Origin of the sequence: Niallia sp. FSL K6-0212, assembly GCF_038007605.1 — a bacterium.
GTDB lineage: Bacteria > Bacillota > Bacilli > Bacillales > Cytobacillaceae > Niallia > Niallia circulans.
In genome coordinates this window covers 101,799-122,553 of the sequence record NZ_JBBOXL010000001.1, presented here as the reverse complement: position 1 = coordinate 122,553, position 20,755 = coordinate 101,799, and the positions used below count along the sequence as shown (strand labels likewise).

Sequence of the window (20,755 nt, the reverse complement as noted above, 5' to 3'; positions counted from 1 at the left end):
CTCTTGTGTAACTAAAGGGGGAGTTGAATAAGGTATAAGTTCAAAATATTATTTGACATTATCAATTAATGATGATAACATCTAATTAGAGGCGATAATATATGAAAACACAGGATAAAATTCAAATACGTGAATTGCTCCAGCAATTGGTAAGGGACTTTGGTCTTCTTCAGAAAGACGGATCTGATTGTTGTGGAATTACAGTATCACAAAGTCACATTGTTTATGAGTTAAGTAAGAGCCCAAATATATCTCTACAGACATTGGCAGAAAAGTTAATGATGGATACAGGGCTTTTAAGTAGACAGGTAAATAAACTGGTTGAACTTAACTTTATTTTAAGAGTTCCAGATCCTAATGATAGAAGGTATGTCCTTTTGTCACTTACGGATGAAGGGGAATTGAAGGCAGAGGAAATTTCCAATCAAATGTTAGAGTATCTAGGTAATATTTTTCAACATATTCAGGAAGATAAACATCAACAGGTAATGGAAAGTCTAAGTTTGCTTCTATATGCAATGAATAAAAACAATGGGCTAGGTAGTTGTGCCACCAAATAAGGTGGCTTTCATTAAATATTATAATTGATAAAGTCAATTAATGTGAAAGTCAATTAAGGAGTTGGAAAAATGATTAGAAAAGTAGAGGAAAGGGATTTATTGGCTATATTAGAGATTTATAATCAAGGAATTGAAGATGGAATAGCCACCTTTGAAGAAGAACTTAAAGACGAAAACTATATTTACAAGTGGTTTAATCTCCATAATGGAAGATATTGTGCTTTCGTAGCAACAAACGAACAAGGAGAAATAACTGGTTGGGCTTCCATAAATGCTTATAATACAAGAGCTGTTTACCAGGGTGTAGGAGAACTATCCATATATATACATAGGGGATTTAGGGGGAAAGGAATAGGTCAGCAATTATTACGGGTCTTAGAAGAAGAAGCAAAATCACATGGTTTTTACAAGTTAGTGCTCTTTACATTCCCTATCAATGCTTTAGGTCAAGGTCTTTATCGAAAGCAGAATTATAGGAAAGTTGGATTATTTAAAAATCAAGGAAAATTAAGAGGGGAATTTGTAGATGTAATGATTATGGAAAAATTGCTTTTTGATCAAGATTATTATTTGTTAAAAACAAAGGAGAGTAAATAATATGTCAGAATTCAATATCCTATCAACTTGCTGTAAGCCTTCTAGTGCGATTGAAGAAAATGATTATATTGAAAAAGAATTACCTATAGCTATTATCGGTGCGGGTCCTGTAGGTTTAGCTGCTGCAGCTCATTTCATTCAATATAAGCAAAAAGTGATTATTCTAGAAGCTGGAACTGAAGTTGGAGCAAACATCCTTACTTGGAAGCATATAAAACTATTCTCACAATGGAAATACAACATTGATAAAGCAGCATCTACTTTATTAGAGAGATATGGATGGGAACAACCGAATCTTGAGGAAATACCTACTGGTAAAGAACTCGTGGAAAATTATTTAATCCCTTTATCAAAGATTCCAGAATTACAAGAAGTAATAGCTTTAAATACAAAAGTCATTTCTATAGCCAAAAAAAATACCGATAAAATGAAGACAGCTAACAGAGAGAATGTCCCATTTGTTATTTATACAGAGTATAAAGGGACTATTCAAGTTCTTGAGGCAAGAGCTGTCATTGATGCTACTGGTACATGGGGAAATCCTAATCCAGCTAACTCCAATGGAGTTTGGTTAGAATCAGAAAAATCCCTGAAGGACAACATTTTTTATGGGTTACCTGATATCTTGGGAGAAAGTATAAACCGCTACAAAAATAAGAAAGTAGCAGTTATAGGAAGCGGTCACTCTGCCATTAATGCTTTATTAGAATTAGGGATTTTAAAGGAAAAGAACCCTAAAACAGAAATTATATGGATTATCCGCAAAGAACGGGTAGAGGATGCATATGGTGGAGAGGAAAAGGATGCCTTAGAAGCAAGAGGATTATTAGGCAGCAGAATTCATGGATTGGTGGATAAAGGGATCGTTCAAGTACACACTTCCTTTAGAGTAGATCAGTTGATAAAAAGGAATAATACCTCAACGCTAAATATTATAGGAGAAGTGAACGGTGTAAAGCTGGAAATTGAATCGATTGATGAAGTTATTGTCAATACAGGAAATCGACCTAGTTACTCTTTTTTAAATGAATTACGTACAAAAGTTGATTTTGCTACTGAAAGTGTAGAGGCAATTTCTCCTTTAATTGATCCTAATTTGCATAGCTGTGGAACAGTTCGTCCACATGGTGAAAAAGAATTGAGGCAGCCTGAGAAGAATCTATATATTGTTGGATCTAAAAGCTATGGTCGAGCTCCAACCTTCTTAATGGCTACAGGATATGAACAGGTACGTTCAATAGCAGCATTTATGGCAGGAGATATAGAATCTTCTGAAAAAGTAGAGCTAGATTTACCTGAGACAGGGGTTTGTAGCGTGAGTTTCTCTAATATTACACCTAATAATAGTTGTGAGACGAATTCGTGTTGCTCCTAATAATTAAGAGTGAGGGTTATATATGGTTATAAATAAAGGTGGCAATCTAAGTAAAGATTATTTTAAAGCTTACTTGAAATTAATCATGAATAGTTTGGAAGTTTCCATTGAATTAGCAAGAGAAAAGGCTTTTGCAAGATTATTTAGCAATAAAGAAAATACACTTGGATCTATATCCTATAGTAATTTCATTCGAGCTTATTGCGAATTAGAGAAGGAAATAGCTCATTAATTAAATATACTATTGAAAAGAGAAAATAAGAGTTTAACTAACTCTTATTTTCTTGCATAGTATGACTACTCCATTTAGTATAAAGGTAATTCAAATGGAACGGATGATTATACATGACTATTGAACAAATAGATACTACTGCGAATATTTTGAAACTACTAGGTGATAAGACAAGGTTATCCATAATGGGAATGCTAATGATAAATGACTGCTGTGTATGTGAATTTGTGGATGTGTTTCAAATGTCACAGCCAGCTATAAGTCAACATTTGAGAAAATTAAAAGATGCTGGTCTGGTTAAAGAGCAAAGAAAAGGCAAATGGGTTATCTATTCTCTAGAGCAAGGGAATCAATATTTCCCTATGATTAAAAACATTTTAAATTACATTCCAAATCAAAATGAAAAATTTATTTGGCTTGAGGAAAACGGAATGCGTATTTCTTGTGAATAAATAAAATAATAAGGGTTAATGTGGTTGACATTAACTTTTTTTATAATTAACATATAAGCATATAATTATATACGCAAATGAGTTCTTCATTAATATCTTTGATTGGTTACATGAGTACCATTTTTTTTTGAAGATACTAAGGGAGGTAAATAAATCTGGCAACTGTAATGGATTTAAAGGATACTGCAAATGTATTAAAGCTTTTAGGAGATAAAACAAGATTATCTATGGTAAGCATGTTGGATGAACAGGAATGTTGTGTCTGTGAATTTGTTGAAATTTTTAATATGTCACAACCTTCTATTAGCCAGCATTTACGGAAGATGCGAGATCTTGGAATTGTTAAAGAACAAAGAAAAGGTCAATGGGTGGTTTATTCTTTAAACACATCAAGTGAATACTATGCATTAGTAAAAGAGTTACTAAAACATGTACCAAGTCAGAGAGAAAAATTTCAATGGCTGGAGGAAAAGGGTTTAAGAATTATATGTAATTAATGGAGGTTAACAGCTTTGCTACAAACAATATTAGCAATCATTATCTTTTTAGTAACACTAACATTAGTTATCTGGCAACCGAAAAATCTATCTATCGGTTGGTCAGCATGTGGCGGGGCAATATTAGCTCTTCTAGTTGGTGTAGTTGATTTCCATGATGTCATTGCCGTAACAGGAATTGTTTGGAATGCAACACTAGCATTTGTCGCAATCATTATTATTTCTTTAATTTTAGATGAAATTGGATTTTTTGAATGGGCAGCTTTACATATGGCAAGAGTTGCTGGTGGTAATGGCCTGAAGATGTTTGTTTACGTTGCTATTTTAGGTGCTATTGTTGCAGCGTTTTTTGCAAACGATGGGGCAGCACTAATTTTAACACCAATCGTTTTAGCGATGGTTAGAGCTTTAAAGTTAGACGAGAAAATGGTTTTTCCGTTTATCATTGCAAGTGGTTTTATAGCAGACACTACATCATTACCTTTAGTTGTTAGTAATTTGGTCAACATTGTTTCTGCTGATTTCTTTGATATCGGATTTGTAGAATATGCATCCAGAATGATTGTGCCAAATATTTTTTCTTTAATAGCAAGTATCCTGGTGTTGTACTTATATTTCCGTAAAAGAATTCCAAAGGTTTATGATTTAAATCAATTAAAAGTACCACAAGAAGCAATAAAAGATTTAAAGATGTTTCGTTTATCTTGGATGATTTTAGCTGTTTTACTTATTGGCTATTTCGTGAGTGAATTCCTGTCTATTCCAGTCTCAATCATAGCAGGTGTAATTGCGATTATTTTCCTTGTATTTGCAAGAAGAAGCGCTGCTGTATCTATTAAGAAAGTAGTAAAGGGTGCTCCGTGGGCAATTGTATTCTTCTCTATTGGAATGTATGTCGTAATTTATGGATTGCGTAATGTAGGTTTAACAGACCTGCTATCTAGTGTTATTCAAGCAGCTGCAGACCAAGGATTGTTTGTTGCAACCATGGGAATGGGATTCATTGCAGCAATCATATCGTCCATAATGAATAATATGCCAACTGTACTTATTGATGCATTAGCAATTGCAGATACAAATGCTACAGGAGTAATAAAAGAAGGGTTAATTTATGCCAATGTTATTGGATCTGATTTAGGTCCTAAGATTACACCAATTGGTTCATTAGCAACGTTGTTATGGCTCCATGTTTTATCTCAAAAAGGTGTAAAAATATCATGGGGAACTTATTTTAAAACAGGTATTGTCTTAACTATTCCAACCCTTTTGATAACTCTAATCGGCTTATATCTGTGGCTTTCCATTCTTTCATAAATGAACGGGAATTGTTAATTATACAGAGTAATATTGATACTAATTTTGGAGGATATAAATATGAAAGTACTAATTATAGGATCTGTAGCAGCAGGAACATCTGTAGCAGCAAAGGCACGTAGGAACGATGAAAATGCGGAAATCACTCTATATAATGCAGACTATGACATTTCTTATTCCATATGCGGTATTCCTTATTTTCTAGGTGGAGAAGTAGAAAATCTGGAAACATTAACTCCAAGAAGTGCTGCTTGGTTTAAAAAGCGATATAACGTAGATATTTTTACTCGTCATGAAGTAACTACAATTGATGCCGAGCAGAAGAAAGTTCAAGTGAAGAACTTAGATACAAATGAAATAAAAGAAGACTCTTATGATGTATTGGTTTTTGCAACAGGGGCTTCTCCAATTAAACCTGATATTGATGGAGTAGATGGAGAGCATGTTTTCCAAGTTCGTACGATACAAAATACAGCAGCTATTGATCAATATATGAAAGCAAACCAACCAAAGAAAGCAACCATCATAGGAGCTGGCTATATTGGATTAGAAATGGCAGAACAGCTTACTCATAGAGGTTTAGAGGTAACAATCGTACAACGTAGTAATCATGTAATGGCACATATGGATAAAGATATCGCTTCACGAGTGGAAGAACACTTAGTTAAAAAAGGAGTCAATCTCATCTTAAATGATGAGGTAACTGCGATAAGCAAGAAGGAAGTACAAACTAAATCAGGAAAAGCTATTGAAACGGATATTGTTATATTAGCTACGGGTGTTCGTCCAAATACACAATTGGCTAAGGAAATCGGTGTTGAAATTGGTAGTACTGGAGCTATTGCAGTTAACTCCAAAATGCAGACTAACCTTCCTGATGTTTATGCTGTTGGTGATGTTGCTGAAAGCTACTCCGTTATTACAGGAAAACCTATCTATCGTCCATTAGGAAGTACAGCTAATAAAATGGGAAGAATAGCTGGAGATGTAATAACGGGAGGTTCTTTAGAACACCGAGGTATTTTAGGTACTGGTATCTTAAGAGTATTTGATTTGGCTGTTGGTCAAACAGGTATGAATGAGGTGGAAGCTTTAGAAGAAGGATATGATATTGAAATACTTCATAATATTAAGCCAGCTAGAGCAGAGTACCTCGGAGGAAAAGAATTAGTTATTAAAGCAATTGCAGATAGAGAATCTGGCAGAGTATTAGGTGTCCAAATAGTAGGAGAAGAAGGTGTGGATAAACGAATTGATGTATTTGTAACGGCAATGACGTTTAAAGCAAAAGCAGAAGATTTATTCCATCTTGATCTTGCCTATGCACCTCCATTCAGTACAACAAAAGATCCAGTAATGTACACTGGAATGGCTCTGCAAAATGCTATCGAAAAGAAAAATAAGTTGATGACACCAAAGGAACTAACGGAGAGAATAAAAAAAGGAGAAGCTCTTCAAGTAATTGATACCAGAGCACCAAAACAACATAATGTATCAAAAGTGGAGAGTGCGATAAATATACCACTAGGTGAATTGCGTGTGAAAAGTAGAGAGCTTGATCGTAACTTACCAACCGTAACTTACTGTAATGGTGGAGTCACTGGGAATGCTGCACAAAATGTTTTGCGTAACTTAGGGTTTAATGATATATATAATCTTTCTGGTGGAAATAAGAATTACCAAAATTATATGAAGAATAAATAAAAATTAACATTTAGACCTCGGGTGTAGAGTACTTGGGGTCTTTTTTGCAAAAGTGTTATATATCCAATACTAAGTTAAGAAGAAGAGCTTGTAAAAAAATGTACTTAAACAAATGGGTGCTTCCCTTGAATAAATGGAACTTCTCTTCCTTTTGTCGCTATGGGAGCAGAATAATTATACAAGGTGATTATTATGATTTTTTCGTTCCAGATAGAAATTGATATAATGAACTCTAATCAAACTTACAATCTTGTTTCAAAAGATAAAGAGATGGTGAAAGTTAGTAATTTTGAAAGATAGCGAAGTTTCAATGTATTTCGCTTATTGTAATGAATGATGAAGCATATCTTGGTATAATTGACTATGAGTGTTAACATTTTGTTATATGGATAAATGAGGGATTTGAATTGGCGTTAAATTTATTGTTACATAAAAAAAATGATATAAAAAATGATAATTTAATCGTACTGATACATGGACTTGGTGCATCTGATAATACATGGAAACAGGATGGTATTTCATGGATAGATCTATTTTTAACTGATGATACATTTAAAAATGTAGATGTAGCGGAAATAACTTATGATACATTCCATTTAGCAAACGGATTATTGGCTCTAATGGGAATTAAAAAACTTAAACTAGGTAAATTTAAAAGTTTTTCTGTTGGAAAAGGTCCTTTTACTACTATTGAAACTTTGGCTAGGGAATTAAAAAGAGAAATTGACTCTAAAAAAATTAAGCAATATAAAAATGTATTATTAATCGGTCATAGTATGGGTGGATTAGTAGCTATAAGATATATTCTCGAGGAACTTGAACATAATCAAACTCATAATGTAAAAGGTATGATTAGTTTAGCTACACCATATAATGGTTCTTCATTTGCTTTATATAATCAATTAATAAAAAGTATAAACAAGCATGCTCAAATTCCATCTTTAGAGCCTAATAGCAGTTTTTTAGATGAAACGATAAGATTATGGCAAAAGCATTTAGAAACAATTAATTTAGATTTTAAATTTTTCTTTGGAACAGAGGATACTATTGTGCCAGAAAACAGCGCCATTCCACATATTGTCAGATCGAAATGGACAGGAGGAATTCCTCTTCCAGGAGATCATAGTGGGATCTTGAAAGTAGAAAATCATAGTTCTATAAGTTACAGACATGTTAGTGAAGCAGTAAATGAGATTTTTGAAAGAGATATTGTATTAAAAAAAAAATAATAGATGAGCAAAGAAAGCTAACTTTAGCAAAATCTATTTCACGACTTAAGGCAAATGGTTTGGATAAAGAACAAGCTTTATATTTTTTAGAGAATAAACACTATAATTTTGAATATTTAAAGCCAACTGACGAAAAACGATTAGTAGTAATAGAAGGTGAGTTTGGACTAGGTAAATCTTTTGCTATTGATAAGATTTATTTAGATTTGTTATTAAGAGCAGAGAATGAATTTGATTTTCCTATTCCGATAAGTATAAATGCAGCACAATTAGACATTGACGTTCAAAAGTATCTAGAAAAAATAGTTCTTGATAAATCAAAAAGATACTGGATTATAGTAGATGGAATGGATGAAGTATCAGTATCAATCGCATCAAGTATATTGGAAAATATGCGTATAGCTATTGAAAGATGGGATAATCTCTGCATAATCCTTACAAGCAGACCATTAAGTATTTTTGCTAATATCTCTGAAAAGATAAGAATGAAAGGTTTGAATGAAGATGAAGCATTAGAAATAGTAAATTTTATCAACAATCAGCAAAAACTTTATCATTTTTACAATCTACCTAAAGACATAGAAGTAGTAATTCAACGTCCTCTTTTCGCGATTTTACTTGGATTATATTTAAGAAAAATAAATAATATAATCCCCAATACCAGTGGCGAACTACTAGCATACTTAATAGAAAACGCCTTTAAAAATGTAGAAATAAATGAATCAAATACAAATCAGTTACTAATGAATTTAGCTATGATAAGTACTAGCAGTGGAAATGTTCCTGTTAAAAAGACTGAAATAGGTGACATTGTCGAAGTTAGGAATCTCTTAAACAGTGGTTTGATTATTGAAGAAAATGGTTACATATCATTTGTTCTTCCGATATTGAATCAATGGTTTGCTGCTAAGTCGTTATCCGAAAATATGATAAATATTAATCACATAATTGAAAAGGGTACTTTAGATTACTGGAAATATCCTCTTATTATTCTAATTACATATTTAAGGAGGATACTATTGACAATATTCTTCGCGAAATTGTAGAAAAGGTACCAGGTTTTGCTTCAGTACTAATAGAGGAAAGTATAAAAAAATGGGGAATTCATAATGATATAACCTCTTTATCAACACAAGAATGTGGAGAAAAAATTAGAATGACCATGAGTTCTTGGATAAAATCTTTAGGCATCTTAGCTGATATTATTGCACCAGTGGATATGAATCGAACTATCCTACCTATTGGAATATTGAAAGATGACGAATGGTTATATATATCTTGGTATAGGGGAAGAAAAAAACTGCCTGAAATCAATATCCTAGATGGAAATAAGATTGAATATGACTGGCTAAGTTATAAAGGAGCTAGACCAGGTGATAGATCAAGTTGGTATTGGAGATGGACATTCGAGGAATTAAGGGGTAAATTAACAAAAATAATTAAAAATAAGGCATTGCCCATCTGTACAGAGATAATTTATAAAGAATTAATGTGGAGCACTTCCTTAAAAATAGTCAGGAAAGGCTCTTTATACACCAAAAGTATCAGTATAAATGAAATAAAATCTAGAATTGAAAAAGAATATCAGAATATTTCAGATATAAATGTAAATAAAAAACGAGTTCCAATGTCATTGTATAAGGATTACATTGCAAATTTAGAGATTAAAGGTATTAATGTTGTAGAATGTCCGATACCTGGGGAGGATATTGAAAATCCTAAAGACGATTGGGTATGGAGTGCCTACTCCGATGAACAGCTATATATAAGAACTGTAAAAATTTATAAAGAAGTGATTATTGGATATAAAGAGATTGTTGAAACATTCTTCCCATTATTAAAAAATAGGTTAAGGAAGTTTGTACTTTATCCTTTTACTCTAAAAGGAGATTTACAAGCACCTAAAGAAACAGATGGATTCTCTGCGGGTCCGGGATTAAATTGGCACTTAGAACCTTTGCCGTCAGATTATAAAGATTTTATTTTAGATATCCAATTTACAAAAGAAGATTCAGATGATTTTCATCTTGATGATAATATTATCTATGAAATTGGTAAAAAAATTAAAGAATATCGTCGAGATGATTGTATGTGGTTAAGTGTGACTCGTACTGGTCAAGTATTAGATATATTCGAGGATACACCAATAACTGACATTATTTATAAATGGCTAGAGCAAGACTTGAAATCAATAAATTGGGTTGATTAGTATTATATAGAGAGTTAATTAAAATCCTAAAATTTACACCCAAATTTAAAGTTACACATTTTGATTATTTTATCATTTGTGTAGCTTTTTTGAATTATTTTTGCCCCAAAAGTTGCTCTTCCTCCTGCATAGCCACCTTTATATTCTTTGTAGTTCTGTAGCTAATATATTATTTCTAATAGAAAACAAAATATTTTTTCCGATTAAATATGAAAAAATAATTAGTATTTATCTATTAAAATGACCGTTCCTGATAATTATGAAGAAAACAATAAAAAAATAGGCGCTTTAGCAAGATTGCATTCCGAAAGATTATGAAAAATAACAAAAAGTGTACCGCCTGCTGAATGTTCAAGCAAATTAATTTTACTAACCATTTCAAGTAGAAGAAAATAAATAAGCCAGCAAGAACCAATTCTAAAATGGAGTTGGTTCTTTTTTATGTAAAAATGCCACTGGGAAAATGGGAAAAAAATCCTTCTAAAAGTGTACACATATTAATTTATTCTTCTATGTTAACATTATAAGCGTAGTGTTAATATAAGTATTCGTATATTTTGGATAAGTACATAAGTACTTAATAATTTGGGTATTAATAAAGAAGTATAGATAGTACCTGTGTATTAAATTCCAAAATAGTTAAAAATATAGCTTAAACTTGCTCAATATTTCACTAAGAAAAACAGGAGGGAGAAACATGGAGTTTGATACAGTCACCATTAGCAGAATGATTACAGCAATGACCCTTACCTTTCACATTATCTTTGCTACCTTAGGGGTCGGAGTACCATTGTTTATTTCTATTGCTGAATTCATCGGTATTAGAAAGCAAGATAAGCACTATGAATTGCTAGCCAAAAGATGGTCTAGAGGATTTGTGATAACGGTTGCAATTGGAGTAGTGACAGGAACAGCCATTGCCTTACAGCTATCTTTAGTATGGCCCAATTTTATGCAGCTTGCAGGTAATGTCATAGCACTGCCGCTATTTATGGAAGTATTTGCGTTTTTCTTTGAAGCTATTTTCTTAGGAATTTATTTATATACTTGGGATCGCTTTAAAGGAAAATATACGCATTGGCTATTAACATTACCAGTTGTAATCGGTGCAGGGATGTCTGCGGTTTTTATAACGACAGTAAATTCTTTTATGAATTCGCCAAATGGATTTAGCATGGTTGATGGAGAATTTGCTGCGGTTAATCCGTTAAAAGCAATGTTAAACCCATCATCGCCGACTAGAATTTTTCACGTCTTAGGAGGTTCTTATTTGACGGTAGCAGCTATATTAGCAACGATTGCTGCGATTGCGTTATTGCGAAACAAAGGTGCACGGGAATATCATAAAAAAGCACTAAAGATGACGGTTATCGCTATGTTTGTCTTTTCCGTGATTACAGCATTAGCAGGGGATGTATCAGCCAAATATTTAGCGAAACATCAGACGGAAAAATTAGCTGCTGCAGAATGGCTGTTTGAATCAGAAGAGAATGCAGATCTCCTTCTATTTGGATGGTTGAATGATGAGAATGAGGTCGTGGGAGCGATTCGAGTACCTGGCTTTTTAAGCTTTTTAGCACATGGTGATTTTACAAGCGAAGTAACGGGGTTAGAAGTTACACCAGAAGGAGAAAGACCGCCATTGGTTATCCATTATTTATTTGATTCGATGGTATCTATTGGATTCTTCCTTTTAGGAATTTCGTTTATATATATTGTATTAGCTAGGTTTAAACGCTGGAATCAGCATAATAGATTAATGCTATGGTTAATCGCAATATGTGGGCCATTAGCAATGTTAGCTGTAGAACTTGGGTGGGTTTTTGCAGAGTTGGGAAGACAGCCATGGATAGTAAGAGGATATATGACTGTAGACGAGGCAGCTACATCATCTCCTTATATTCTGCATATGTTTTTTCTATTCCTAGCACTGTATATAGTCCTTGGCACTCTATTTACGATCACCTTACGAAAATTATTTAAAGATAATCCAGCAGAATTGGAGTTAGAAAAGAATTACCCTGAATGGAAAGAGGGGATTGAAAAATGAGTTATGAGGTAATCGGGATTACGGTACTATGGTTGTTCTTGTACGGCTATCTAATTGTAGCATCGATTGACTTTGGCGCAGGATTTTTTGCATATTATGCAAAGATTACCAAGCAAGACCATATCATTAATCAAATCATTTCGCGTTACCTATCACCAGTATGGGAAGTAACAAATGTATTTTTAGTTTTCTTTTTTGTAGGTATTGTTGGTTTCTTTCCTTCTTCAGCCTATTATTATGGCTCCGCATTGCTGGTACCTGCAAGTTTTGCGATCGTTTTGCTAGCTATTCGGGGTTCCTTTTATGCTTTTGAAAACTATGGTTCTAAGCAAAGTAATGTTTATATGTTTCTATATGGAGCGACAGGCCTATTTATCCCAGCTTCATTATCGGTCGCTTTAACGATATCAGAAGGAGGATATATTTCTGAACACAACGGCCAAGTTTCGTTAAAGTATTTCGAATTATTTACGAGCCCGTTAGCTTGGAGTATTGTTGCGCTGGCGATTGTATCTGTTCTATTTATTAGTGCAAGCTTTATTACTTATTATGCATCAAGGGCAAAAGATATAGCTGCACTTCAGTTAGTACGTAAATGGGCATTATTCTGGGCAACGCCAACCATTATTATGGCGTTGACAACGATGATTGCTTTAAGTCAGAGAAACCAAGTTAATTACGAAAATATGCTGGATTTATGGTGGATATTTGGCTTATCAATGGGCTTTTTTATTATTGGGATTGGTCTATTATATATAGGCAGGAATTATGGGATTGCTTTTATTGCCATTATGCTGCAGTTTCTCTTTGCCTTTTTCGGATACGGAATGGCTAAATATCCTTATTTGCTCTATCCATACATCAATATTGAGGATAGTGCCACAAATCCATCCATGGCAATGGCGCTTATCATTGCCTTCATAGGGGGACTCTTACTGCTAATTCCGTCCCTAATCTTATTGATGCGCCTGTTTTTATTTGATGCAGATTATGCCAAGGGAAAAAAATAAGAAGGCGGAATCATTATGCAAAATATAAAGAAAACAGTTTGGATGCATAAGAAAAAGATTTATTGGTTATTTGGACTAACCTTGATACTAGGGCTTGCAATTGTTGCCCAGGCCTATGTGATGACGTCCATTGTCGACGGTGTTTTCCTAAAAAAACAGTCGTTTTCAGCGATTATACCGTGGTTGATGCTGCTGCTTGTTATCCTATTTGTAAGGTCTAGTACCGATTATATAAGTAAACGGATTGGTGTTTCGATTGCGAGCAAGGTAAAAGGGGAAACACGTAAGAATTTATTGGCAAAATATACTGCTAATTCTGTCCAGCTGAATGAAAAAGGACAGACAGGCGAAAAAGTAAGTATGCTTCTTGATGGTGTGGATGAGATGGATAGTTTTTATAGCCAGTTTATTCCACAGGTTATGCAGAGTACATTTGTACCGCTTTTAATGCTGCTTGTTATTCTTACTCAGCATGTAAATTCAGGGATTATTTTAATGGTTTCTGCCCCGTTTATTCCAATTTATATGATCGTAATTGGAATCAGAACCCAAAAAAAATCGGAGGAGAAGCTGGAAAAACTAGCTTCTTTTTCCGGTAAGTTTTTAGAAACTTTACAAGGGCTAGTAACTTTAAAACTATTTGCTCAAACAAATCGGCAAAAAGGAGAATTAGAAAAAAGTAGTTTAAGCTTTCGTGATACAACACTAGAAATATTGAAGATTGCTTTTACACAATCCTTTGCACTTGAACTTATATCGATGCTAAGTATTGGAATTGTGGCTTTAGAACTTGCTATTCAATTAATTATTTATAAAAGTATTTCTTTTTTCACGGCTTTTTTGATCTTAATTTTGGTTCCAGAATTTTATACGTCCCTAAAAGAACTGGGTGTAACGTTTCATAATGGCAGAAGCAGCATGGGAGCTGCAAAAAAGGTATTAGAGGTGTTTGAAGAGGAAGATGAACCTACTTTATGGGGAAAACAAACCTTTCCTAAGTGGAAAGTGCCCCCAACGATTGAGCTTCATCAAGTTGACTTTGCTTATACGAATACTAATTTCCGATTAGAGTCGATCACAGCAACTTTTTTACCTAACCAGCAAATTGCCATTGTAGGCGCAAGTGGTGCTGGAAAGACAACCTTGCTTCACTTATTAGCAGGTATGATTACTCCTGAAAAAGGGACGATTTATATTAATCAAGAAGCACTCACTAAATTTGCAGAAGCCGCTTGGTTAGAAAGGATTTCTTATATATCGCAAACCCCTTATATTTTTTCAGGAACGATTGGCGAGAATATTGCGATGGGAACGACAGAGGAAGTTGGGATGGATGCAATTAAAACGGCAGCACAATTAGCGGGAATTGCACCGCTAGTTGCTTCATTAGAACATGGCTTTGATACTCGAATTGGCGAAGCTGGCAGAGGGCTTTCTAGCGGTGAAAAACAAAGAGTTTCGATAGCACGTGCTTTTCTGAAAAAGCCTCATATTGTATTGTTGGATGAACCAACGCGTGGACTTGACTTAGCTACTGAAAAAATCTTACAGCAGTCAATTCAAAAATTAAAGGAGACAGCTACGGTGATTACCGTTGCTCATCGTTTGCATACGATAAAAAATGCTGACCAAATTCTTTTTTTAGAAAATGGGAGACTCCAAGCTGTTGGGACACATGAATCATTATTAGAAATTTCACCTGCATATAAGGAGATAGTAATGATTCAAAAAGGGAGGGCACAATAATGAGTGCGCTGCAGAAAATAATGAGATTAATGTTAATAGAGAAAAAAGACATTATTATAGCGGTAGTATGTGGTTTTATTGCTGGAATTAGCAGTGTCGGCTTATTTGCTGCAAGTGGTTATCTTATATCTAAGTCGGCATTAATTCCTCCCTTCTATACTTTAATTATATTAACTTCAACTGTTAAGTTACTTGGTCTTGTTAAAGCAGGAGCAAAATATGGAGAACGTCTTTCATCACATCGAGCAACTTTTACGATTTTAAGTAATTTGCGAGTGGCTTTCTTTGAAAAATTGACGCCGCTTATTCCGCAAATATTTCATAAATATAGAAGCGGAGATTTACTTGCGCGTGTAGTTGGAGATGTAGAAAGCTTGCAAAATTTCTTTTTAAGGGTGTTTTACCCACCGCTTGTGCTCTTACTTGTTTTTGTCAGCACGATCTTATTTACTAGTTTTTATTCCATCACCATTGCGCTGATTCTCTTACTTGGTTTTTTCTTGACGACAATTATCATTCCGGCACTATTTTCCTTAAAGCAGGTTAATATTAAAGGGAAAGTTAGGCATGCGCGAGGTGATTTATCCACCCATATTACAGAGGTGATGTATGGGTTTCGCGAATTAAAGCTGTTTCATCAATTACCATATAAACAACAACAGCTATTAAATCGTTCTGAATCGTATATCAATGAACAAAAACGAGAAAATTTAAATAAAGTATCGAGTCAATCATTTAATGGTTTTATCACGTTGGTTACAATTTGGACTGTCATAGGAGTTGGAGCCTATTTAGTTGCGAATGGCATGCTTGAGGGGATATTTTTAGCAATGCTTGTTATGATTTCTTTAACTGTCTTTGAGTCTGCAGCTCCAATGGCTGTATTTCCAATTTATATGCAAGAAAGTAGAGATGCATCAAGTCGCTTATATGAAGTGGTAGAAGATCCTAGTTATAAAAAGAATCATAGTGATTCTGCTATTAATAAGTTATCTAGCCTTCCGCCATCATTAGAGTTTAAAGATGTGCAATTCACTTACATGGGGGATTGGCGCAGCACGATTCCTAACATATCCTTTACGATACCAGCTAGGTCAAAGACGGCAATTGTTGGTGCCAGTGGTTCTGGAAAATCGACTGTCCTTCAGCTGATCTTAAAGCTGCAAGAAGTAGATGCCGGAAATATTTATTGGGGAGAAGTAGATATAACATCTGTATCTGGTGAGGCTATATGGGAACAAACAAAAGTTGTCTTGCAGGAGAATTATTACTTTTATGGTACGATTCGTGAAAATCTTCAATTAGCTGCATCAGAACTTAGTGACACACAAATGGAAGCAGTATTAGCAAAGGTGCAGCTAGAACATTTTTCCCTAGATCATCGCGTATTAGAAAAAGGAGAAAATCTTTCAGGCGGAGAAAAACAACGCTTAGCTATTGCCAGAGCATTTTTGAAAAAAGGACATCTATGGTTATTAGATGAGCCAACCTCATCACTTGATGCACAGACAGAACAAACTATTTACAAAGAAATTTTTAAAGATGCTGATCAGGATACATTTATTATGGTCAGTCATCGTTTAAATGGCTTAGAGTCCATGGATCAAATTATTGTAATGGATCATGGCGAAATTATCGAGTGCGGTTCTTACAAGGATTTAATGGATAAGCAAGGTTATTTTTATCAAATGAAGGTACTAGAAGAAAGCTTGCTTTAAGGAAAAAATGAAAAGTTATTTGTTTTGAACTTTGCAAAAGATGGGAATAGAGAAACTGGCGGACCGAATCCATTGCATTAACTCACCGCTTGCCCTAGAAAGTGAAGTGTATTCAGTCTGCAGGTGATCTCCACTCCCCTTACTTTTTCATGCGCTACATAGTATTTGTATCAATAACGTAACAATACTTTATATCAGAGGGTAAGCCCCGCTCTTAAGCCTCATAAATTTGATTTGCGGAAATGAAAGATTAGTGTAATCATTAATTGTGAATCCAGTTACATTGTTTTAGAGAAAAAACATTATTTACAAGAAGAAGAGGGAAGTAACGATGAAATTAGATGAATTTACAATCGGACAAACTTTTCAAACGAAGACGCTTTCATTAACGAAAGAAGAGATTATAAAGTTTGCAGAAGAATTTGATCCGCAGTATTTGCATGTAAATGAAACGAAAGCGAAAGAAGGAAGATTCAATGGCATAATTGCTTCAGGGATTCATACTTTAGCTATTTCCTTTAAACTATGGGTCGAAGAGGAGAAATATGGTGAGGATGTTATTGCCGGAACAGGGATGAATAACGTACAATTTATTAAACCTGTATATCCAGGTGATAAGTTGTATACGATTGTAAAAGTTCTTGAAAAAAAAGCCAATAAAAGTGCTACCGGTATTCTTACTGTATTGCTTAAGACGTTTAATGATAAAGAAGAGGAAGTATTTACAGGAGAATTATCTGTATTAATAAAACGATAAAAAAGAGGGAAATAGGCTGTCGATATACTCCTTATAAGAGTATTGGCAGCCTTTTTAGATTTTCCATTGTGACAGGTAAATGAAATTCTAACTTTTTTGTGAACTTATGCACAAACTATGTTTTTGGTGCTATACTTTGGTAGATGAAGGCACCTGAGCAATGAATAGAATAGGTGCTGTATGGAGGTAAAAAGATGAAAAAAAGAATAACATCTATGCTTATCTTAGTTTTTTCCCTAGTGCTTGTCCTTGCTGGTTGTGGAAACGACAAAGCAAGTAACACGCAAAAGCAAGAAAAAAAAGATAAGGGGGCAGAAACAGTATCAGGAGCGTCCAAAACTAGTTATACACCATATGAAGAACTTAAAGACAGCTATGATATTATTATTGTTGGCGCTGGCGGAGCTGGAATGACAGCTGCGTTAGAAGCAAAGGCCAAGGGATTAAATCCAGTTATCCTTGAAAAAATGCCGGTTGCAGGAGGTAATACAACAAAGGCTTCTTCTGGAATGAATGCTTCAGAAACTAAATTTCAGAAAGAACAAGGCATTAAGGATAGTAATGATAATTTTTATGAAGAGACATTAAAGGGTGGTCATGGAACAAATAATAAAGAAATGTTACGTTTCTTTGTTGATCATTCTGCAAGTGCTATTGATTGGCTAGATTCCATTGATATCCGGTTAAATAATTTAACGATCACAGGTGGAATGAGCGAAAAACGTACTCATCGTCCTGAAGATGGCTCAGCAGTTGGGCAGTACATTGTAGATGGATTATTGAAAAATGTGCAAGAAAAGGATATACCATTATTTGTTAATGCAGATGTGAAAGAAATAACAGTAAAAGACGGGAATGTAAATGGCGTCCATGTATTATTCAATCAAACCGATGAAAAAGAAATTGCTGCAAAAGCAGTTGTTGTCACTACTGGTGGATTCGGCGCCAATATGGAAATGATTAAAGAAGTAAGAAGTGATTTAGGAGACTATGTGACAACAAACCAAGCTGGTAGTACTGGTGACGGAATTAAAATGATTGAAAAACTAGGTGGGACAACCGTTGATTTAGATCAAATTCAAGTCCATCCAACTGTACAACAAGATGAATCATATTTAATAGGAGAAGCAGTTCGTGGAGAAGGTGCAATAATGGTCTCTGCAGAAGGAAAAAGATTTACAAACGAATTAGACACGCGTGATAAAGTTACTGCGGCAATCAATGAGCTTCCAGAAAAAGCGGCATTTTTAGTGTTTGATGCTGGGGTGAAATCTCGTGTAAAAGCTATTGAGCAGTATAAAAAAATGGGATTTGTATTAGAAGGAGAAACAGTCGAGGCTCTAGCGGAAAAGATGAATGTTTCTGCTGACGAGTTAACTGCCACGCTAGAAACATGGAATAGTGCTGTTAAAAATAAGGATGATCAAGCTTTCGGAAGAACAACAGGAATAGACAATGATTTATCCAAAGCTCCTTTCTATGCTATTAAAATTGCCCCAGGTATCCATTATACAATGGGGGGAGTAAAAATTAATACAAACACAGAAGTCCTTAATAAAGAAGGAGCGCCAATCCCAGGCTTATTTGCAGCAGGGGAAGTTACCGGTGGACTTCACGGAGAAAATCGAATTGGCGGTAATTCTGTCGCAGAAATAATTATTTTTGGTCGTCAGGCTGGTGTGAAATCTGCAGATTATGTAAAAGCAAAATAATCGATAGTACTGTGAAAGCTTATATTTCAGTTTCATTAGCCAATTAGGCTGATAGATAAAAGGTTCAAATCACTTTTGATTTGGACCTTTTATTTTGCTATTAAGATTATTGTCTTAAATAAATTAATTAGGGACATCGGACAATCTCTTGCCTTCATACGTTAAATGCAAAGGGGAGCTGTGGAAAATGAAAGACAATAGAGGAAAAGAAGTAATGATTGTGGTTTTAGAATTTTCACAAATGAAAAGATTTTTAATGATGGATATGGGAATCGGCACTTTGTCCTATTATTTAATTAAAATGATTAATGGCAATCTCCTTATTGATTTAATAGGAAGTACGATTATTACTGAGGGAGTTAAAAGAGTGTTTAAAGGGATAAATAATAAAAAATAAGACTATTACCTAGAAGATGGAGCTGATTTCGAAAAAACAAAGAAGGAAGGAAAGAAAGTTATCTTTTTGCGTATAATGTATTAAGTGATGTTAATGGTTAGGGAAGAAGGATAAAAAAAGCAAAAGATTAGCATAGAGATATGGATAATTCACCTATAATACATAATGTATAGATTGACGAATATTTGGAATTTAGATAAAATTTTTCCTGAGAGAAACATTTTTTAATGAAGAAATAAATTTTATATAAATGAAAAACACAGAAATATTATAGTAGATAAAGGGGGATTTAAATGCCCGAAAATTTATTAATTGCCTTTGGTTTAACATTATTAGCAGGCCTTGCTACTGGGATAGGAAGTGTCCTTGCTTTTTTTACATCCACCACAAACACAAAGTTTCTCTCTTGGATGCTTGGTTTTTCAGCAGGAGTAATGATTTATGTATCGATGATTGAAATTTTTGTGAAGGCAAAGGATGCATTAGTAGGATCATTGGGGATACAGACTGGGAATTGGCTTACGGTGGCGGGCTTTTTTGGTGGAATTCTCCTTATTGCCTTGATCGACAAATTTGTTCCAGAGCAAGGAAACCCACATGAATTAAAGAAAGTAGAGGAAATTAATAAATCTAATCTAAAAAGGACAGATCATTCTTTATTAAAGATGGGAAGTTTTACAGCATTGGCAATTGCTATTCACAATTTTCCAGAAGGAATTGCAACCTTTACGGCAGCTTTACAAGATCCAGGACTGGGGGTAGCAATTACTGTTGCCATCGCCATACATAATATACCAGAGGGGATTGCTGTGGCAGTACCCATTTACTTTGCAACAGGTGATCGAAAAAAGGCATTTAAACTTTCGTTTTTATCAGGATTAGCAGAGCCAGTTGGCGCATTAGTTGCTTTTCTCATCTTGATGCCATTTCTAAATGATGTTATGTTCGGTCTCATATTTGCAGCAGTAGCAGGAATCATGGTGTTTATTTCTTTAGATGAATTACTGCCAGCAGCCAAAAAATACGACGAAGGCCACTTATCCATATACGGCCTGATAGCAGGGATGGCTGTGATGGCAGTAAGTTTGTTATTGTTTATATAATGAAAAATTATATGGTCAATGTCCTTGAATACTGGATTGATTCAGCCGGAATCCACGCACCCGAAAGGGAAGTGTACTCCGGTTTTCGTTTTA

General features: G+C 34.4%; 19 protein-coding genes. All 19 read left to right on the top strand.

The genetic code is table 11. The annotated features are described in order from the left end of the window. Positions 1-101: 101 nt before the first annotated feature. Positions 102-560 (top strand): MarR family winged helix-turn-helix transcriptional regulator, encoded by a 459-nt coding sequence (locus MHH96_RS00565; protein WP_047943233.1) that lies wholly within the window; start codon positions 102-104, stop codon positions 558-560. Positions 561-629: 69 nt separating this feature from the next. After that, complete coding sequence (locus MHH96_RS00560) at positions 630-1,157, top strand: arsinothricin resistance N-acetyltransferase ArsN1 family A (protein WP_016204943.1); 528 nt, start codon at positions 630-632, stop codon at positions 1,155-1,157. A 1-nt stretch (position 1,158) separates the two neighbouring features. After that, complete coding sequence (locus MHH96_RS00555; RefSeq protein WP_144546111.1) at positions 1,159-2,532, top strand: NAD(P)-binding domain-containing protein; 1,374 nt, start codon at positions 1,159-1,161, stop codon at positions 2,530-2,532. 22 nt (positions 2,533-2,554) lie between these two features. Next, entirely contained in the window at positions 2,555-2,764 is a 210-nt protein-coding gene (locus MHH96_RS00550) for a hypothetical protein (protein ID WP_016204931.1), read from the top strand. A gap of 113 nt (positions 2,765-2,877) precedes the next feature. Beyond that, entirely contained in the window at positions 2,878-3,216 is a 339-nt protein-coding gene (locus MHH96_RS00545; protein ID WP_144546113.1) for an ArsR/SmtB family transcription factor, read from the top strand. A 167-nt stretch (positions 3,217-3,383) separates the two neighbouring features. Further along, positions 3,384-3,713: an ArsR/SmtB family transcription factor gene (locus tag MHH96_RS00540; RefSeq protein WP_171510383.1), complete on the top strand. Its 330-nt coding sequence runs from the start codon at positions 3,384-3,386 to the stop codon at positions 3,711-3,713. A 15-nt stretch (positions 3,714-3,728) separates the two neighbouring features. Continuing rightward, positions 3,729-5,027, top strand: a complete 1,299-nt coding sequence (locus MHH96_RS00535; protein WP_328283316.1) for an arsenic transporter — start codon at positions 3,729-3,731, stop codon at positions 5,025-5,027. Positions 5,028-5,087: 60 nt separating this feature from the next. Then, positions 5,088-6,731 carry an FAD-dependent oxidoreductase gene (locus MHH96_RS00530; protein ID WP_163187427.1) on the top strand — a complete coding sequence of 548 codons (1,644 nt, stop codon included), beginning with the start codon at positions 5,088-5,090 and terminating at the stop codon, positions 6,729-6,731. A gap of 407 nt (positions 6,732-7,138) precedes the next feature. Then, entirely contained in the window at positions 7,139-7,960 is an 822-nt protein-coding gene (locus MHH96_RS00525) for an alpha/beta fold hydrolase (RefSeq protein ID WP_047945083.1), read from the top strand. A gap of 59 nt (positions 7,961-8,019) precedes the next feature. Then, a complete protein-coding gene (locus tag MHH96_RS00520) occupies positions 8,020-9,006 on the top strand; it encodes an NACHT domain-containing protein (RefSeq protein ID WP_144546118.1) in 987 nt (328 codons plus the stop codon). Positions 9,007-9,116: 110 nt separating this feature from the next. Further along, a complete protein-coding gene (locus MHH96_RS00515; RefSeq protein WP_144546120.1) occupies positions 9,117-10,169 on the top strand; it encodes a hypothetical protein in 1,053 nt (350 codons plus the stop codon). Positions 10,170-10,866: 697 nt separating this feature from the next. Continuing rightward, positions 10,867-12,219, top strand: coding sequence for a cytochrome ubiquinol oxidase subunit I (locus tag MHH96_RS00510; RefSeq protein WP_047944875.1), 1,353 nt, complete (start codon positions 10,867-10,869; stop codon positions 12,217-12,219). Further along, entirely contained in the window at positions 12,216-13,229 is a 1,014-nt protein-coding gene (locus MHH96_RS00505) for a cytochrome d ubiquinol oxidase subunit II (RefSeq protein ID WP_047944877.1), read from the top strand. Before MHH96_RS00510 ends, MHH96_RS00505 begins: the two co-directional genes overlap by 4 nt. Before the next feature lie 15 nt (positions 13,230-13,244). Next, positions 13,245-14,975, top strand: a complete 1,731-nt coding sequence (gene cydD, locus MHH96_RS00500; RefSeq protein ID WP_336045390.1) for a thiol reductant ABC exporter subunit CydD — start codon at positions 13,245-13,247, stop codon at positions 14,973-14,975. Then, positions 14,975-16,693 (top strand): thiol reductant ABC exporter subunit CydC, encoded by a 1,719-nt coding sequence (gene cydC, locus MHH96_RS00495; protein ID WP_341116323.1) that lies wholly within the window; start codon positions 14,975-14,977, stop codon positions 16,691-16,693. The genes cydD and cydC overlap by 1 nt, the downstream gene beginning before the upstream one ends. Positions 16,694-17,024: 331 nt before the next feature. Continuing rightward, entirely contained in the window at positions 17,025-17,450 is a 426-nt protein-coding gene (locus tag MHH96_RS00490; RefSeq protein ID WP_095330331.1) for a MaoC family dehydratase, read from the top strand. Positions 17,451-17,644: 194 nt separating this feature from the next. Continuing rightward, positions 17,645-19,162: a flavocytochrome c gene (locus MHH96_RS00485; RefSeq protein WP_336045388.1), complete on the top strand. Its 1,518-nt coding sequence runs from the start codon at positions 17,645-17,647 to the stop codon at positions 19,160-19,162. A 187-nt stretch (positions 19,163-19,349) separates the two neighbouring features. After that, positions 19,350-19,559, top strand: a complete 210-nt coding sequence (locus MHH96_RS00480; RefSeq protein WP_123258214.1) for a hypothetical protein — start codon at positions 19,350-19,352, stop codon at positions 19,557-19,559. Between the two features lie 293 nt (positions 19,560-19,852). Further along, positions 19,853-20,662 (top strand): zinc transporter ZupT, encoded by an 810-nt coding sequence (zupT, locus tag MHH96_RS00475; protein ID WP_095330334.1) that lies wholly within the window; start codon positions 19,853-19,855, stop codon positions 20,660-20,662. The last annotated feature ends 93 nt before the right edge of the window (positions 20,663-20,755 follow it).

Bases quoted from the DNA above. Each gene is read 5' to 3' on its own strand.
- MHH96_RS00550 (WP_016204931.1), top strand. From the start codon at position 2,555: ATGGTTATAAATAAAGGTGGCAATCTAAGTAAAGATTATTTTAAAGCT.
- MHH96_RS00515 (WP_144546120.1), top strand. From the start codon at position 9,117: ATGACCATGAGTTCTTGGATAAAATCTTTAGGCATCTTAGCTGATATT.
- MHH96_RS00545 (WP_144546113.1), top strand. From the start codon at position 2,878: ATGACTATTGAACAAATAGATACTACTGCGAATATTTTGAAACTACTA.
- MHH96_RS00555 (WP_144546111.1), top strand. From the start codon at position 1,159: ATGTCAGAATTCAATATCCTATCAACTTGCTGTAAGCCTTCTAGTGCG.
- MHH96_RS00565 (WP_047943233.1), top strand. From the start codon at position 102: ATGAAAACACAGGATAAAATTCAAATACGTGAATTGCTCCAGCAATTG.
- MHH96_RS00510 (WP_047944875.1), top strand. From the start codon at position 10,867: ATGGAGTTTGATACAGTCACCATTAGCAGAATGATTACAGCAATGACC.
- MHH96_RS00505 (WP_047944877.1), top strand. From the start codon at position 12,216: ATGAGTTATGAGGTAATCGGGATTACGGTACTATGGTTGTTCTTGTAC.
- MHH96_RS00540 (WP_171510383.1), top strand. From the start codon at position 3,384: ATGGATTTAAAGGATACTGCAAATGTATTAAAGCTTTTAGGAGATAAA.
- MHH96_RS00480 (WP_123258214.1), top strand. From the start codon at position 19,350: ATGAAAGACAATAGAGGAAAAGAAGTAATGATTGTGGTTTTAGAATTT.
- zupT (WP_095330334.1), top strand. From the start codon at position 19,853: ATGCCCGAAAATTTATTAATTGCCTTTGGTTTAACATTATTAGCAGGC.
- cydD (WP_336045390.1), top strand. From the start codon at position 13,245: ATGCAAAATATAAAGAAAACAGTTTGGATGCATAAGAAAAAGATTTAT.
- MHH96_RS00490 (WP_095330331.1), top strand. From the start codon at position 17,025: ATGAAATTAGATGAATTTACAATCGGACAAACTTTTCAAACGAAGACG.
- MHH96_RS00560 (WP_016204943.1), top strand. From the start codon at position 630: ATGATTAGAAAAGTAGAGGAAAGGGATTTATTGGCTATATTAGAGATT.
- MHH96_RS00530 (WP_163187427.1), top strand. From the start codon at position 5,088: ATGAAAGTACTAATTATAGGATCTGTAGCAGCAGGAACATCTGTAGCA.
- MHH96_RS00485 (WP_336045388.1), top strand. From the start codon at position 17,645: ATGAAAAAAAGAATAACATCTATGCTTATCTTAGTTTTTTCCCTAGTG.
- cydC (WP_341116323.1), top strand. From the start codon at position 14,975: ATGAGTGCGCTGCAGAAAATAATGAGATTAATGTTAATAGAGAAAAAA.